This window comes from Paenibacillus vortex V453 (genome assembly GCF_000193415.1).
Taxonomy (GTDB): domain Bacteria; phylum Bacillota; class Bacilli; order Paenibacillales; family Paenibacillaceae; genus Paenibacillus_AQ; species Paenibacillus_AQ glucanolyticus.
This window is the reverse complement of the sequence record NZ_ADHJ01000055.1, coordinates 41,527-58,233: the sequence shown is the minus strand read 5'-3', so window position 1 is coordinate 58,233 and position 16,707 is coordinate 41,527. Positions and strand designations below refer to the sequence as shown.

The following is a 16,707-nucleotide window of genomic DNA, read 5'->3' as shown; positions in this document are numbered from 1 at the left end:
TATACATGCATGCCATATGGAGTAGGAGATGATATCGTTTGGCAAGTGAAAATATTGTGATCAAAGGCGCCCGCGCACACAATCTGAAAAATATCGACGTCACGATACCTCGTGACAAGTTCGTTGTTCTTACAGGTCTTAGCGGCTCGGGCAAATCCTCGCTCGCATTTGATACCATTTATGCCGAGGGTCAGCGTCGTTACGTGGAATCCTTGTCCGCTTATGCCCGCCAGTTCCTCGGACAAATGGAAAAACCGGATGTCGATTCCATCGACGGCTTATCGCCTGCGATATCGATTGACCAGAAAACGACGAGCCGCAACCCGCGTTCCACGGTAGGTACCGTAACGGAAATCTACGATTATCTGCGACTCCTGTTCGCTCGCATTGGACATCCTCATTGCCCGGAGCATGGCGTGGAGATCACTTCCCAGACGGTCGAACAGATGGTAGACCGTATCATGCAGTATCCGGAGAAGACGAGACTGCAGATTCTGGCACCGGTCATTTCTGGACGCAAAGGCGAGCATAAGAATCTGTTTGCCGATATTGCGAAGCAGGGCTTTGTCCGGGTTCGTGTCAACGGGGAGCTGCGTGATCTGTCGGACAGCATCGAGCTTGAGAAGAATAAGAAGCATACGATCGAGGTTGTGGTTGATCGAATCGTGGTCAAGGAAGATATTGAGGCACGTCTTGCCGATTCGATCGAGACGGCATTGAATCTGTCGGGCGGCCAGCTTCTGGTTGATATTATGGGACAAGAGGAGCTGCGCTTCAGCTCCAACTTCGCTTGCCCGATCTGCGGTTTCAGCATGGAAGAGCTGACGCCGAGGATGTTCTCTTTTAACACCCCGTTCGGAGCTTGTCCGGAATGCGACGGCTTGGGTGTGGAGATGATTGTGGATTCGGAGCTGCTGGTGCCGGATATGAGCAAAAGTATAGAAGAAGGCGCCTTTGCCGCATGGAGTGGAGGCACCTCCACCTATTATCCGCAATTTCTGAAATCGGTCTGCGTGCATTTCGGCATTCCGCAGGACAAGCCGGTCAGCACCCTGACCCAGGAACAGATGAATAAGCTGTTATATGGCACGGGCAAAGAGAAGGTTCATTTCCGTTATGAGAATGATTTCGGTCAGCGCAAGGAAGCGCACGTGACCTTTGAGGGAATTATTCCGAATCTGGAACGCCGCTACCGGGATACGAATTCCGAAGGTATTCGCGAGTACATCGAAGGCTACATGAGCAGCAAGCCATGCGACGTATGTAAAGGGCATCGTCTTCGGAAGGAGAGCCTGGCCGTTACGATCAATGAGCGCAATATGGCCTACGTTTCCAGTCTGTCGATCGGGGATTCCCTGAAATTCTTCGATCATCTGGAACTCAGCGAGAAAGAAACCCAGATTGCCAACCTCATCCTGAAAGAGATTCACAGCCGGCTGGGATTCCTGGTCAATGTGGGATTGGATTACCTCACCCTCAGCCGTTCAGCGGGAACGCTGTCTGGCGGGGAAGCACAACGAATCCGGCTAGCCACGCAGATCGGATCGAGCCTGATGGGCGTGTTGTACATTTTGGACGAGCCTAGTATTGGACTTCACCAGCGGGATAACGACCGACTGATCTCCACCCTTGAGCATATGCGGAATTTGGGCAATACGCTGATTGTGGTAGAGCACGACGAAGATACGATGATGGCTGCGGACTATATCATCGATATCGGTCCAGGCGCTGGCATCCATGGCGGCCAGGTTATTGCGGAGGGAACACCGAAGGAGATTATGAAGGACCCTAATTCTCTGACGGGGCAATATCTGAGCGGCCGCAAATTCATTCCGGTTAACAGCGAGCGGCGCAAGACTGATGGACGCTGGCTTGAGATCAAGGGCGCGAAAGAAAACAATCTCAAGAATATCAACGTGAAAATTCCGATTGGCGTGTTTACTGCGGTAACCGGCGTGTCCGGATCCGGTAAATCAACGCTGGTGAATGAGATTCTGTATAAAACGCTGGCCCGCGATTTGAACAAGGCGAAGGTGCGTCCAGGGAAATACCGTGAAATGAAAGGTCTCGAGCATATCGAGAAGGTCATTGACATTGACCAGTCTCCGATCGGCCGTACGCCTCGCTCGAACCCTGCTACCTATACAGGCGTCTTCGACGATATCAGGGACATCTTCTCCCAGACGAATGAAGCGAAGATTCGCGGATACAAGAAAGGCCGCTTCAGCTTCAACGTGAAGGGCGGACGCTGCGAGGCCTGCCGCGGGGACGGAATCATCAAGATTGAAATGCACTTCCTGCCGGATATTTACGTTCCTTGCGAAGTATGTAAGGGCAAGCGCTATAACCGTGAAACGCTGGAAGTCAAATATAAAGGCAAGAACATCTCCGAAGTGCTGGAGATGACGGTTGAGAATGCAACGGATTTCTTCCAGAACATTCCGAAGATTCACCGCAAAATGCAAACCTTGATGGATGTTGGCTTGGGCTACATTACGCTGGGCCAGCCTGCCACAACGCTGTCCGGCGGTGAAGCCCAGCGCGTGAAGCTGGCATCTGAGCTGTACCGCCGCAGCACAGGGAAAACGATGTATATCCTGGATGAACCGACAACCGGCCTGCATGTGGACGATATCGACCGTCTGTTAGTTGTGCTCCACCGCCTGGTAGAATCCGGCGAGTCCGTCCTGGTCATCGAGCACAATCTGGATGTCATTAAGACGGCGGATTATCTGATCGATCTTGGTCCAGAGGGCGGCAGCGGTGGCGGTACGATCATTGCCACAGGTACGCCTGAGGAATTGGTGAAGGTGCCGGAGTCTTATACAGGCAAGTACCTGAAGCCGGTCTTGGAACGTGATACGAAGCGAACCAAGGAACTGAACAAGGTTGAGGCTGCGCGTTCATAGTAGTTCGGCTTTCTTCCCATGCTGAAGGGGATTGCGCTGGCATTGTAATCAACAAATAACTTCAGCCAATGAACAAGAGGTTGTCTGAGAAAAGAGCACCCGATGGAATAATCGGGGGCTCTTTTTTTCTTATCCAAGAGCAGCTTAGAGAATGGAGTAGTCGGTGAAGGAATATACTGTGTATTTTCATATATTCCTCCAATACCATCCCGTTCCAGGATATGGTATGATCTTGGTGATTTTGATTAATGGGGGGATTGTATGAAGAGGTACACCTATTCCATGCTGATTGCTCTGGCAGCAAGTGCTTTATACATAAACTCATCCACTAGTGCTCAAGCAGGCGTTATTTTTTCAGATATCGATCCATCCTATGCAAAGGATGCCATTCTCCGGTTAGCAGACAGCGGGCTGCTCCAAGGTGACGGGTACGAGGAGTTCAATCCGAAAGAAAACGTGAGCCGGCAGGATTTTGTTATCATGATCGTAAATGCGTTAAATCTGAGTACAGGCAATCCTCCCGAGAGGGCTACATTTAAGGATGTGTCTAACGATCATTATGCCTTCTCCGCTATAGAAGCTGCGGTGAATAAGGGACTCGTCATGGGAGTCGGAAACGGAAGGTTTGGACTGGGACAACCGCTGACACAGCAGGATATGGCCGTGTTATGCCAGAGAGCCCTGCAAGAGATTACCGGCAAGGAAATTTTGCATGAGGGAACCTTGCAGGAGAAGTCTAATGATCCTTCGATTAGCGAATATGCAAAGGATGCTACAGCGCTTGCGCTGGAACTAGGTCTCTTCCCGGAAACCGCAAGTGATGGTTTTAGCCCCAAGGGGACAGTTACAAGGGAAGCCGCCGCCGCCGCAACCTTCAAATGGCTGCAAGCGGCGGAGCAGATCAAGCTGGATGCCCCCGAGAGCGGGTTGGATACTCCGGAGGAAGAGCTGGATTCTCAGCCAGAGAAAGAGCAGGAGACTCAATCAGAGGATACGCTACCGATCATCTATGGAGTTGCGACGCCTTCCCGAGAAGCAGCAGAAGTACCTTCAGGAGGTGCGCAGCCACATTCACCGCAATCGGGAACGGAATCGCAGGGGCCGTTACAATCACAGCTGCCGACAACACCACCTTCAGCTCCTAATGATGTGAAATTTCATGATGTGAATGGTCAGGTTCAATTGACCTGGACTCAGCGACAGGGCGAGACCTACAACGTCTATTCCAGTGCACAGCCGGGGGCAGGCTATACGTTATTGGCAGGCGGAGCGAGTGTGGAGGCGGGTTCTTATGTGATATTGAACGCAACTCATCAGGAGCCGACCTTCTATGTCATTGAAGCTGTCAATAGGATCGGCAAGAGCGGTTATTCCAGCGAAGTTTCGAGCCGGCCGAATAAAGTATCGGGTCTTCAGGCTATTCTAAATGAGGAAGAGGAATCCATTAGTCTAACCTGGTCAGATGCACAGGAAGGCGTTAAATATAATGTTTACTACATAGGACCCGACGGATCGAGATCACGCTTAAATGATGATCTGTTAGATAACCGTGCGTATCTCATCTCAAATCTCAATATGTTAGCTGGCCCGTCTGGCAGGTATACCCTTTATGTGGTCGCTGTTAACGGACTGAACGTAAGCAGTGAACCTTCCAATGAGGTTGCCCTCGATGTCAAAAAGGATCCGGAGGATCGGATCACGATCACGGACCCGTCCGTAGCCTTGCCTAATGATGACTTGGAAGAGGAAACGACAGCCGAACCGGAGTCGGTCACGGAGGACGATGGAGGACATCATCTTGATCCTGCAGATGTGCCGCTTGAGAGCTCCAAGCAGCCCCAACCCGATTACATTCCCTAAAATAACGGGCCACAGCCATGATGAAAGTCATGCTGAAGTCTGACAATTTGGTTAAAAATGAGAAATTTCTATGACTTTTTTTCATTTTTGGGGACAGAGGGCTTGCATCTGGACGGGCACATGGATAACATATAAGAAGATATGTAAATTTGCCCGAGAACAAACCCACGAGGAGGTACGTTTCATGATCCTTGCAGCAGCATCGGATGCGAGCGCAACATTCAAGACATTTGATATCTTTATGATTTTGTTTACGATTTTGATCTTGGTTGGTGTGGTTCGCTTGCTGATGGCCCGCCAAAAAAATAAATTCGCAATCGCTTTCGGCCTCGTCAGCTTATTTGTGTTCCTGTATTCTGACTATGCCATGATTACGGGATGGTTTAACAATTAGGCTGCATTCCGTACGTTATTAAAGCGGCTTCATTTGACGAAGGAAATACATACAAACAAGACGCCCTTCTGCTCTTGCAGGATGAAGGCGTCTTTTTGTTGCTTCGAGGGAAAGTTACACAATCCGCAAGAAAATAAAAAAGAAATAGGTCTAGAAGCAATGGCTGTATATGGAAAAACATGATAAATTGAGGAGTACAAGTTGGATAGAGGATGGAACCGGGGGAGGAATCGAACAATTGAAGAATATACATTGGCAGCAGCGATCAGCTGCTGTTCTGCTGGGGACCGTGATTCTGGCGGGAAGCTGCGGTGTCGTTATGGATACCGATATTGCGGCAGCTGCAGCATCAAAGAACAAAAGTACATATGAACAAAACGCGGTGCCACAGGTCATCAGCCTGATGTCGCCGTCGGTCGTTGGCATTATCGGGAAGGCTGCATCAGGAGGCGGGGAAGTGGACGATCGATATAACCTCGCTCATGGCACGGGGGTCATCTGGAAGTCAGACGGCTGGATTGTGACGAATGCCCATGTGGTGGATGGTCTTACCGGCATCACGATTGTGACCTCCGATGGCAAATCCTATAAAGCCAAGGGCGTATACAGTGATCCGATGAGCGATATCGCCTTGGTCAAAATCAATGCCAAATCCTTGAAGCCAGCCAAGTTTGCCGCTACCGCGCAAAATGCGCTGGTGGGGGAAACCGTGGTTGCCATTGGCACCCCGATCTCATTCTCGCTGCGGAATTCAGCCTCGGTCGGTGTGGTTAGCGGTCTAAACCGCAGCGTGGACGGTTCTTACCGTCTGATTCAGACCGATACAGCGATCAACCCTGGAAACAGCGGCGGCCCGCTGGTTAATCTGAAGGGCGAGGTTATCGGGATCAACAGCAAGAAATTCGCCGCGGTCGGCATTGAAAATATGGGTTTCTCCATCCCGGCGGAAACCGTTCGTTATGTGACGGATCACTTATTGAAATATGGTGAAGTGAGAAGAGCGGCACTCGGGTTGGAGCTGGAAGAGAGCTGGTCGGCCATTGTGGGGCTTCCTTCAGATGACCCACTGACGGTTACCAAGGTGCTGTCTGCAGAGGCACGCAAAATCGGGATTCAAGAAGACGATGTGTTATACGCAATTAACGGAAAGCGCGTATATTCCGTTGTAGATATAAACGAACGGTTAAAGTCCTTCATGCCGGGCCAGCATGTTCAATTGCTGATGCAGCGTGACGGGGATATCGTAAATCTTAAACTGACGCTCAGCCAGGATGGAAGCCAAGCTGTTTCGTCAAGCGTTGGGGAGGCTGAGTAATGGTTAAGAGAGCAAGCACGGAATCAAGCCGGCGTCTGCGGCGGTTTACAGCGGGCGCTGTGGCGGCTTTCATGTTATTTACGTCGCTGTCACTTCCGGTATGGGGGGATGACGTGGTTCCCGAGAAGCGGGTATTGATGGTGCAGAGCGGCAGCAGTACAGCTTCGGTGAATGGCACGGCCTACACGATTGCCAAACCCCAATTGAAACAGGGGGTGCTCATGGTGCCGCTTGGCGTGTTCAAGAAAGCTTTTGGCAGCGAGATCAGGCTCGAAGGGGAGAATCGGGTTCGATTGCTGCAGGGCTCGCATACCGTTGTGCTCGTGATCGACAACAAGACGGCTTGGATCGATGGGAAAAAGGTGCAGCTTCCGGCAGAACCAACGATGGTAGCCGGCACGCTGATGGTGCCTCTGCGCCCGGTTGCGGCAGGGATTGGCGCCAAGGTGAGCTCTTCCCAAGGCAAGCTGTCCATTAGCCTCATGGTTATGGATAAGGAAGAGAAGCAGGGCGAAGGTGAAATCAACAATACCACGGGAAAGACACGGATCGGGAATAGTTATTATGAATGGAGTATGAATTATCCCTCCTGGATGATGGTTGGAAGAGGGACGGACGACGAGAGCGGAGCCGCGTTCAATGACGCGACGGGCCGTTACTACTTGGAAGTCCATGCTTCCTCCCAGAAGGTGAAGCAAAGTCCCGATGACCTGCTGGAACGTCTTCTGAAGGAAGTAAACGACTCCGGGGATGTTGTGCTTCACCAGGAGACGGTCTCCGGCGGAACCGTGCCATACGCCAGAGTCATTTCTCGCGATGTGGACGGCGTCTTATGGGAAGGGCGGCAGTATTATGCCAACGACCGCGTGTATGAGCTGTATTTTGCCGATGCAGAAGCGGTTCACTACAAGGATATGGACAAACATGCGGGCTTGCTGGGCTCATTCAGAACGACCTATAATGCGGGGGACAAATCAGCAAAAGATGTATCGACCATCGTCAATGGTCTCCGGGAAACAGGAAGTGAGGAATACGGAATATGGTTCGGCGTTCCTGCAGGCTGGGAGATCAATAACAAGGAAATGCTGTATGGCGGGGAGGGAGAGGGCTACCTGTCCGTTTCGGTGACATCCGCTCCGACGGGGGCCGACTCTACATTGTCGGCTTGGGCACAGCGGCTTAAAGACTGGCTGCCGGAATCCTTTGTCAAGGATGCATACGAATATGTCGGACTTACGCCTGTTGAAATATCGGGTGTAAAAGGACAGATTCAGGAGGTACGGTACAACTTCGGCGATAAATGGGTAACCGAGTATGAAGTGATGATTCAGAAGAACGGCTATCGTTATTATCTGGAGTACGCGGTACCGGATGGCCAGGAGCGGGCGGCTTCCAACTGGAAGAAGGTTCTGGAATCGATTGAAATCGATTATGAGGTCGTGCCGGAGAACTTCGGCCGTATCGGCGAGGAAGGCTATCTGACGGATAAATCCAAAATGAGAACCAAAAACTCTCAAGCTTATCGCTATCATATCGATATCCCAAGGTATTGGGAGCCGCTGAACGATCAGTTCGAGCAGGGAAGCGTGGAGTATGGTTTTGCCGGGGGCGGATTTGAGATTATTGCACAAAGGGACGTCGCTGCAGAATACATCGTCAGCAATCTGAAGCGATATTATAACGAAGCGAGCTCAGCCTCGGGAACCAAGGTGAAGCTGCTTGGGGTTGAAAATATCACTTACGCCGGTGTCCCAGCCGTGTCGTTCAAGGTACATCAGGTCAAGAGCGGTGTAGGTTTCACCACACAGGAAATCGTCTTTGAGAGCGGGAACATTGCCTACACGATTACGACGACGCTGAACGATGCCAATGCAACGGACGCGCAGAAAGCCGCGATTGAGCGTGCGCTGTCATCATTTGAACTGGTGAAATGATAGAAGACATGAAGGAACTCATCTGATCTTTTTATTGCAATAGGGTTCATTATCGGCATCATTTATAGCTGTCCAGCTGCATCCATGGGGTGCAGAGGGGCAGCTGTTTTGATATAGACAGCGGGGATATCGCCAAATTATTTGGTGACATATAGAACGTATGTGCCGTTTTTGCGGTTCGATATGTTAAAATTAAAATAGTGAGTGTATTTATAATCAATGAAATCGGCTTGTAGAAGAGGGAAACAGCGGATGAAAAAAACAATAGGCATGTTCGCTCATGTGGATGCTGGGAAAACCACGCTGGCAGAGCAGCTGTTATATATGACCGATACCATCCAGGAGCGCGGCCGCGTGGATCATCAGAGCGCTTTTCTGGATAGTCATGATATTGAAAAAGAACGCGGGATCACCGTATTCGCCGATCAGGCGACCATGCAGTTCAACGGCTCTACCTATTATTTGATCGATACACCGGGTCATGTCGATTTCTCCCCGGAAATGGAGCGGGCCATTGGGGTAATGGACGCCGCGATTGTTGTCATCAGTGCCGTGGAGGGTGTCGAGGGTCATACCGAGACGGTATGGCATTTGCTGCGCAAGCATGGGGTGCCCACGTTCTTTTTTATTAATAAAATCGATCGGGTGGGCGCGGATGTGCCGCGTGTGCTTGAAGAGATTCGACATGAGCTTACCGAGGACGCCTGCATGATCACAGAGGAGGATGTGCTGCACGAAGGCGTGATGCAGTCCTCTCTTATAGAGGCGATTGCAGAGCGGGACGAGAAGCTGCTGGAGCTCTATATGGAGCAGGGATATGAGGTTTCGCAGTGGTTGGATACGATGACAGCGATGATACGGGAAGGACAACTCTTCCCCTGCTTCAGCGGCTCTGCTCTGCAGAATATGGGGGTGACTCATTTTCTGCATCAGCTGGATCTGCTGACCGTTACGGATTATGATCCCGGGGCGGAGTTTGCCGGGAGGGTATATAAGATTCGCCATGATGAGCAGGGAACGAGGCTGACCTATATCAAAGCCATGGGCGGAACGCTGCAGGTGCGGGATGAAATCGTTTATGTGTCCGGAGCCGAGATGATCCGGGAGAAGGTGACGTTTATCCGCCTGATCAACGGGGGACGGGTCATGAATACCGACCGGGTGCATGCGGGTGATCTGTTTGTGGTGACGGGTATTTCTGCGGCTGCGGCAGGAGACGGACTCGGGGCTTTAAGCGGACGGACGGCATACGAGCTTGTACCGACATTGAAGTCGAAGGTGCTGTTTGAATCCTCCATTCATCCCAAGGATATGCTGCGCGGATTTCGTCTGCTGGATGCGGAGGACCCCTCGTTGTCCGTGCAGTGGGACGAGCCGGCCCAGGCGATTCATATTCACGTGATGGGGATCATTCAGCTTGAAGTACTGGAGCGCATCGTGTTCGAGCGGTTCGGATACCGGATTTCATTCGGTGAACCGGAGATTCTATACAAAGAAACCATCACAGAGGATGTTGTGGGCTGCGGCCATTTCGAACCGCTGAAGCATTATGCGGAGGTGCATCTCCGGCTGGAGCCCGGAGATCGCAACAGCGGCATCGTATTTGCCAATGCTTGTCATCCCGATGTTCTGCCGGTCAACTATCAGCATCTGGTTGCCCAGCATGTCGGTGAGAGGGATCATCACGGGCTGCTTACAGGCTCTCCGGTCACTGATATCAAGATAACCCTGCTCAAGGGGCGGGCGCACAACAAGCATACACACGGCGGGGATTTCAGGGAAGCTACCTACCGAGCCCTTCGCCAGGGCCTGGAGAAAGCAAGCAATAGGCTGCTGGAGCCTTACTATCACTTCAAGGTGAAGGTGGATGTGGAGCATATTGGACGGTTGATGTCGGATCTGACCCAGGCGAAAGCCAACTTTGAGCCGCCGGAAACATCAGGGGACAAGGTAACGGTCACGGGGTCAGCTCCTGTATCGACCATGATGAATTACAGTATGGAATTAGCCGCCTATACCAAAGGAAGAGGTGCGATATCCCTTGTTTACGGCGGTTATGACCGTTGTCATAACGAGGCAGATGTCATTGATCGTAAAGGATACGATAAGAATGCCGATCCTGAATACAGCTCCTCCTCCATCTTTTGTGCGAAGGGCAGCGGTTATGCTGTGCCTTGGGATGAAGCCGACCGGCATATGCATGTGTAGGTCGGCGGAAGCGAATAGGCGTACAGCTAGGAAATCGAGTGATAATGCGTCCAGCAGTGCAGACAAGAAATATGGGCAAATAAGGGATACCAAGGCTTTATTTAGGTCCGGAAGGTGCTGCGCATGCATCATATCGATCTTAACGCGTGCGCAGTCCAAGAGGATTATGAAGAGAGGGATCCTTTTTCTACTGGCTGCTGGCGCGAAGGGCGCATCGTCCAATAGGTGATGCCGGTCGTAATCAGCATTAAGACGCCGGTCATCAGGAATACCGAATGAATGTTAAAAACGCCGCTGACCAAACCGCCAACGAGCGGTCCGGCCATGCCGCCAATCTGGTTGGCCGTCTGGTTGAGGCTGAACGCCCGTCCGCGGAATTCGCTTGGCGTATGTTTGACAACAAGGCCGTTGAGTGCGGGGAATACGGCACAGAAGAACGCACCGTAGGCAAAGCGGATGGCTGAGAACGCCCAAATATTGCTGAACAGGATTTGAGCGAGCGATCCGATTCCGCCGGCCAGCAGGCCGATCAGGAGCACCTTCTGGAATCCGATTTTATCGGCCAAGCGCCCCCACCTAGCTGCAAACAAGATGCTCGCGATCCCGACGATGGAGAAGACGAAGCCGGCAATCATCGAAGTATGTGATGAAGAGCCGCCAATCTGAGCGATATAGAGTGGCAGTACGGGCTCGATTGTCATGACGGAGAACTGCGTCAGAACGGTGAGCATGAGCACGGTCATGAGCGCTTTGTTGTGTCCGGCGACTTTGAAGGTGTTCATGACGGAGACGCGCTCCTTGCTGGGTACGAATTTCTCTTCTTTGACCCAGAATATGACGAGCAGCGTAGCTGCGAAGCAGAGCATCCCTGCCAATCCGAATGCCATTCGGTTGCTGAACAGGGAGGCCAGCGTGCCGCCGATCATGGGACCCATGATGCCGCCGGTGGCGGTTGCCGTGGACATCATCGAGAGGGCATAACCGACCTTTTTCTCAGGGGTATTGGTACCGACGATTGCGATAGCGCCCGGGATAAAGCCGGAGAGAAGGCCTTGCAGCAGGCGGAGAATCAATACCTGGTACTCATTCGTTACAAACGCCATCAGAACATAGATGACAAAGAGCACGAGCCCTGCACGGATAATCATCGGCTTGCGCCCGTATTTGTCCCCTACAGCTCCCCAGAAGGGAGAGGACAAGGCGCCCGCAAAAAAAGCGGAACTGAACAGCAGTCCCGACCACATTTCCGTATTCTTGGTAACGCCGAGTTCAATCAGAAAAAGCGGGAGAAATGGTATGACCATTGAGAAGCTTGATGAAACAATAAAGGAGCCGAACCATAGTATCCATAAATTCTTTTTCCAACTTTCCATGTCTTCTTCATCTCCTGATGTGCGATTTGTTGTAATCCTTCGGGCTTCCCCTCCAATCTTTAGATAGATAATGGTGTATGTATTAGTTGTTCACGGTCTCTTGGGTTATTTATAAATATCGAAATCTTAACTTCGGTCATTCCCATAAAAGGGATATCACAATTCGGATAAAGCAAAACGCCCCCCAAATTCGGTAAACTGGAATCACCCAGACTACCGCACTAAAGCGAAAGGCGTGCAACTTCATCCTACACCACATGATATGGAATGGGAAGAGGCTGGGTACGGGTGGATGGAGGCTAAGGGCTCATTTCAGGATGGCTTGGAATCCCCTGGTCATCGCATAAATAAAGGGTTTTCAGGAATCGATAAGACGTTGACATAATATCGTAAAATTATTTTTTTGGGGAGAACTGATATGAGAGAAACGCTGAAGGATCTATATTCGAATACATTGTTCCAACATGTGACCGACCGGTTAAAGGAAGCCTATCCGGCATTCGATGTGAACCGGTTCATGGGGCTTGTTCATGATGAAGCTTGGGAGCGGGAGGAGTTCAAGCAGCGCATTCGTCATATTACGATGGCCTTAACGGACACGCTGCCCGCTTCCTACCCCGATGCTGTGCAGATCCTTAAACAGGTGGCACCGCATTTTAGAGGCGTTGAATATGTGTTTTTTCCGGATTATGTTGAGGTTAATGGCATGGAAGACCTGGAGACCTCGATGGAGGCTTTGGCGGTATTCACGCATTCTTCTACGGCGGAGTTTGCCGTGCGCCCCTTTATTATGCAGGATCAGGAACGGATGCTGACTCAGATGATGACATGGGCTCGGTCTGAGGATGAGCATCTGCGCAGATTGGCGAGCGAGGGCTGCAGACCGCGCCTGCCCTGGGCCCCGCAGCTGCCGGCGCTGATTAAGGATCCGCGTCCGGCTCTGCCGATCCTGGAGCAGCTGAAAGAGGACTCTTCCCTCTATGTAAGAAAAAGCGTGGCAAATCACCTGAACGATATCTCTAAGGACCACCCGGAGCTTGTGCTTGAGATTGCCGCGAAGTGGTATGGCCAGCATCCTCTCACGGATTGGATCGTGCGTCATGCGCTGCGTTCTCTGCTGCGAAAAGGGGACATCCGGGCATTGGCTATTTTCGGATATGTGGAGCTGGAAGAGCTTGAGGGACTTGAAGTCCGCGAGCTTCGCATCAAGCGGTCTGTGATCGCGATGGGCGACGACCTGGAGTTTGTTTTTCAGGTGGTCAATGAAACGGGTAATCCGATGGCACTGCGCATCGATTATGAGATTGATTATATGAAGGCGAACGGCAAGCTTGCGCCGAAACGCTATAAATGCTCGGACAAGATCTATTCACCGGGAAGCTGGAAGGTCGAGAAAAAGCAATCCTTTAAGCCGATCTCGACGCGCCGCTTCTACTCCGGTGATCACCGCCTTCACATTGTGGTGAACGGCAAGCGATTGGCCAGCATGGACTTTGTGCTGGAGGGCGCGGAGTAAGCGTAGGGGACTTGTGCAGGACGTATACCGACAAACCCTGGGTGCAGGACGTTGCACTGCAAACCTGTGGCAAAGGAATCCCGGACCGGGTTGACGGTACGGGAGAGTTCCGTTCCAAAGTTTTGTACATCGTGTGCGACTGCTCCCTGGCGCACGGCACGGTGCGTGGTCCGGGGCATGCTTGGATGGCTGTCGACCGCCGAGATGTTAAGAAGGCTCTGACTAAAGGATACGGAGATCAACATGCAGTATTCCAGATCCCTGGTTGAGGAAAGAGGAAGTAATCCCCGTATGCAAAAGAAAGAGATGATAATACTAGCCCCGCACGGTGATCATGCCAGGCAGCGGTCGTAGCAGGTCATGTGAGGCAAGCCTTCCAAGGGGAGGGCTTGTTTTTGTTTTGTGCAAAACTGAGCGCCATGCGGATTATGGCAGCACTATCAAATGTGTGGAAATCAAGCTAGCAGGTAGAAGAGAAGCCGGACTTTTGGTACACTAGATAAGTTGAAGAGCTATTCAAGTGTTAACAACCAATTGATATAGATGTGAAACGCCCTGTTCTATGAAAATAGAGTATGGCTTGTTGGTTTCAATGAAAGAATAGTAGTACACAGTATACCGGCATGAACCGGTCTGGGAGGATATAGATGGACACGAAAGCAATACAAAGAGAAGACGTGGAATTGCTGGCGCCGGCAGGGGATTGGGATTGTATGCGGGCTGCCGTGGCGAATGGGGCGGACGCGATCTTTTTTGGAGTCGAAAAGTTTAATGCCCGTGCACGGGCGAACAATTTCCGGATGGATGAGCTGTCCGAAATTATGGCCTTCCTGCACAGTTACGGGGTTAAGGGATTTCTGACCTTCAATATTCTGGTGTTTGAGAACGAGCTGGAGGATGCCAAGGAACTGATTGATGCTTGCGTGGATGCCGGGGTGGACGCGGTGATTGTGCAGGATCTGGGTCTGGTGAAAATGATTCGCGAAATCTCGCCGGACTTCCCGATCCATGGCTCTACGCAGATGACAATCACTTCGCCGGAGGCTGTCGAGTTCACAAAGCCGTTTAATATGGAGCGCGTCGTGCTGGGACGCGAGAACAATCTGAAGCAAATCCAGAAGATAGGGGAGCAGGCAAAACTGCCGATGGAAGTATTCGTGCATGGTGCGCTATGCGTATCGTACTCGGGTCAGTGCCTGACTTCCGAAATGTGGGGAGGTCGTTCCGCGAACCGCGGCGAGTGCGCGCAGGCCTGCCGTCTGCCGTATGATCTGATCGTGGATGGCGAGCAGAAGCCGATGGGCGACGTCGCCTACTTGCTCTCGCCAAAGGATCTGGCCGCCATTGATCTGATGCCGGAGCTGATCGAAGCGGGCGTGACTTCGTTTAAGATTGAGGGCCGTTTAAAGAGCCCTGAGTATGTGGCCAACGTCGTGAGCAAGTACCGGAAGGCCATTGACCGGTATTTCGACGGGGAAGATGCGAGACCGAGCAAGGAAGAGGTGCGTGAGCTGCAGCAGAGTTTCTCGCGCGGCTTCACGCATGGCTTCCTGGATGGAACGAACAATAAAAAGCTGGTTGAGGGTACGTTTCCAAAAAGCCGCGGCGTGTATCTCGGCCGGGTAGAGCAGATTCTGCGCGACGGTGTTGTCTGCAAGCTGGATGCGCCGCTCAAACGCGGGGACGGCATCGTGTTCGATGCTGGAGATCCTACGAAAAAAGAAGAAGGCGGACGCGTCTACGACCTACGGCGCAAGGGCGTGAAGCTGGAGGGCGAAGCGGAGGAAGGCTGGATCATTGATATTGTTCCCGGCCGGAGCGACGTGGACCTGCGCAAGCTGCATGTCGGCGACCGGATCTGGAAGACCAATGATCCGGCACTGGACAAGCGCCTCCGTCAGACGTACGAGACGGAGAAGCCGTACCGGGTATTCCCGGTACATGTGCGTGTCAGCGGCCGTCCCGGACAGCTGCTGTCGACCTGGTGGACCGATGTGCAGAAGGGCACGACGGTCCAGGTGGATTCGGAGCTGGAACTGGAGATTGCCCAGAAGCGTCCGCTCAGCCAGGAAATTCTGGAGGAGCAGCTTGGCCGCCTGGGCGGAACGGTGTTCCAGCTTGAGGCACTGGACGTCGACCTGTACGGCGACGTCATCGTGCCGATTCGCGAGCTCAACAGCATCCGCCGCCGTGCGGTGGAGCTGCTCGCCGGCGAGCGGCCTAAACCGCCCGTGTACGTGAAACGGGCGGTGGCGGTGTATGGCGATGCGGCTGTGCCCGCAGCGCCCGTGGGCCGCGGTGAGGCGAAGCTCACCGCGCTGTGCCGCAGCCTGCCGCAGGTGCAGGCTGCACTCGAGGCCGGCGTTGAGATGATCTACGCCGACTTCGAGTTCATCAAGCAGTTCCCGGCAGCGGTGGAAGCCGTGCGTGCAGCCGGCAAACAGATTGCGCTGGCAACGCCGCGCATTCACATGCCGGGCGAGAACGGCTACCACAACAACATCCTGCGCCTCCAGCCGGACGCCGTGCTGGTGCGCAACACCGGTGCGCTGTATTTCTACCTGCGCCACCGGATGGAGAACCCGGGGGCGAAGCATCCCCGGCTGATCGGCGACTTCTCCTTGAACATCGCCAACCATAAGGCGGTTGACCTGTTCGTCGAAGCCGGATGCGATGCCGTCACGCCTTCCTATGACCTGAACATCCAGCAGATGGTGGATCTTCTCGGTAAGGCCGACACGTCCAAAATGGAGATTGTCATCCATCAGCATTTGCCGATGTTCCATACGGAGCACTGCGTGTACTGCACGTTCCTCAGCGAAGGAACGGACTTTACGAACTGCGGTCGTCCGTGCGAAGAGAGCCGCGTGTCCCTGCAGGACCGGATCGGCATGTCCCACCCGGTTCGGGTAGACGAAGGCTGCCGTAACACGGTATATAATGCCATCGAGCAGTCCGGCGCCGAGTATCTCGCGAACTTCATGGAGCTGGGCGTATCCAGCTACCGCGTGGAGTTTCTTGAAGAGACGCCGGAACAAGTCCATGAGGTCATCGATCTCTACAACCGCGCTCTGCGCGGTGAGATCAACGGTACCCAGGTATGGAAGAAGCTGAAGGCAACCAACCAGCTTGGGGTAACGCGGGGGCAGTTGGTGAAGTAAGGAACGGATATCTTTATGAAATATAAGCACATGCCAG

At 52.6% G+C, this 16,707-nt stretch carries 10 protein-coding genes; 9 read left to right on the top strand and 1 reads right to left on the bottom strand.

Translation table 11 applies throughout. The features are described 5' to 3' along the window. Positions 1-38: 38 nt before the first annotated feature. The 6 genes from uvrA to PVOR_RS28320 all read left to right on the top strand — a co-directional run bounded on the left by uvrA (position 39) and on the right by PVOR_RS28320 (position 10,620). The gene (gene uvrA, locus PVOR_RS28345) at positions 39-2,909 is read left to right on the top strand and encodes an excinuclease ABC subunit UvrA (protein ID WP_006213011.1); all 2,871 of its coding nucleotides are present in this window, start codon (positions 39-41) and stop codon (positions 2,907-2,909) included. A gap of 261 nt (positions 2,910-3,170) precedes the next feature. Next, positions 3,171-4,769 carry an S-layer homology domain-containing protein gene (locus tag PVOR_RS28340; protein WP_100086550.1) on the top strand — a complete coding sequence of 533 codons (1,599 nt, stop codon included), beginning with the start codon at positions 3,171-3,173 and terminating at the stop codon, positions 4,767-4,769. Positions 4,770-4,953: 184 nt separating this feature from the next. After that, positions 4,954-5,163 carry a hypothetical protein gene (locus tag PVOR_RS28335; RefSeq protein WP_006213009.1) on the top strand — a complete coding sequence of 70 codons (210 nt, stop codon included), beginning with the start codon at positions 4,954-4,956 and terminating at the stop codon, positions 5,161-5,163. A gap of 238 nt (positions 5,164-5,401) precedes the next feature. Next, complete coding sequence (locus PVOR_RS28330; protein WP_006213008.1) at positions 5,402-6,478, top strand: S1C family serine protease; 1,077 nt, start codon at positions 5,402-5,404, stop codon at positions 6,476-6,478. Continuing rightward, the gene (locus tag PVOR_RS28325) at positions 6,478-8,412 is read left to right on the top strand and encodes a copper amine oxidase N-terminal domain-containing protein (protein WP_006213007.1); all 1,935 of its coding nucleotides are present in this window, start codon (positions 6,478-6,480) and stop codon (positions 8,410-8,412) included. Before PVOR_RS28330 ends, PVOR_RS28325 begins: the two co-directional genes overlap by 1 nt. A gap of 252 nt (positions 8,413-8,664) precedes the next feature. Continuing rightward, positions 8,665-10,620 (top strand): GTP-binding protein, encoded by a 1,956-nt coding sequence (locus PVOR_RS28320; RefSeq protein WP_006213006.1) that lies wholly within the window; start codon positions 8,665-8,667, stop codon positions 10,618-10,620. Between the two features lie 164 nt (positions 10,621-10,784). Here the strand turns inward: PVOR_RS28320 and PVOR_RS28315 are convergent, their stop codons facing one another. Further along, on the bottom strand, positions 10,785-11,993 hold the full coding sequence (locus PVOR_RS28315; RefSeq protein WP_006213005.1) for an MFS transporter: 1,209 nt from the start codon (positions 11,991-11,993) through the stop codon (positions 10,785-10,787). 418 nt (positions 11,994-12,411) lie between these two features. Here PVOR_RS28315 and PVOR_RS28310 point away from each other — a divergent pair, with 418 nt between their 5' ends. The 3 genes from PVOR_RS28310 to PVOR_RS28300 all read left to right on the top strand — a co-directional run bounded on the left by PVOR_RS28310 (position 12,412) and on the right by PVOR_RS28300 (position 16,670). Further along, entirely contained in the window at positions 12,412-13,509 is a 1,098-nt protein-coding gene (locus PVOR_RS28310; protein ID WP_006213004.1) for a DNA alkylation repair protein, read from the top strand. Positions 13,510-13,550: 41 nt separating this feature from the next. Further along, complete coding sequence (locus PVOR_RS28305) at positions 13,551-13,778, top strand: hypothetical protein (protein WP_234973119.1); 228 nt, start codon at positions 13,551-13,553, stop codon at positions 13,776-13,778. Positions 13,779-14,156: 378 nt separating this feature from the next. Then, positions 14,157-16,670, top strand: coding sequence for a U32 family peptidase (locus PVOR_RS28300; protein ID WP_006213002.1), 2,514 nt, complete (start codon positions 14,157-14,159; stop codon positions 16,668-16,670). Positions 16,671-16,707: the final 37 nt, after the last annotated feature.

Coding starts and splice junctions, on each gene's coding strand:
- PVOR_RS28340 (WP_100086550.1), top strand. CDS start 3,171: ATGAAGAGGTACACCTATTCCATGCTGATTGCTCTGGCAGCAAGTGCT.
- PVOR_RS28335 (WP_006213009.1), top strand. CDS start 4,954: ATGATCCTTGCAGCAGCATCGGATGCGAGCGCAACATTCAAGACATTT.
- PVOR_RS28325 (WP_006213007.1), top strand. CDS start 6,478: ATGGTTAAGAGAGCAAGCACGGAATCAAGCCGGCGTCTGCGGCGGTTT.
- PVOR_RS28320 (WP_006213006.1), top strand. CDS start 8,665: ATGAAAAAAACAATAGGCATGTTCGCTCATGTGGATGCTGGGAAAACC.
- PVOR_RS28315 (WP_006213005.1), bottom strand. CDS start 11,993: ATGGAAAGTTGGAAAAAGAATTTATGGATACTATGGTTCGGCTCCTTT.
- PVOR_RS28310 (WP_006213004.1), top strand. CDS start 12,412: ATGAGAGAAACGCTGAAGGATCTATATTCGAATACATTGTTCCAACAT.
- PVOR_RS28300 (WP_006213002.1), top strand. CDS start 14,157: ATGGACACGAAAGCAATACAAAGAGAAGACGTGGAATTGCTGGCGCCG.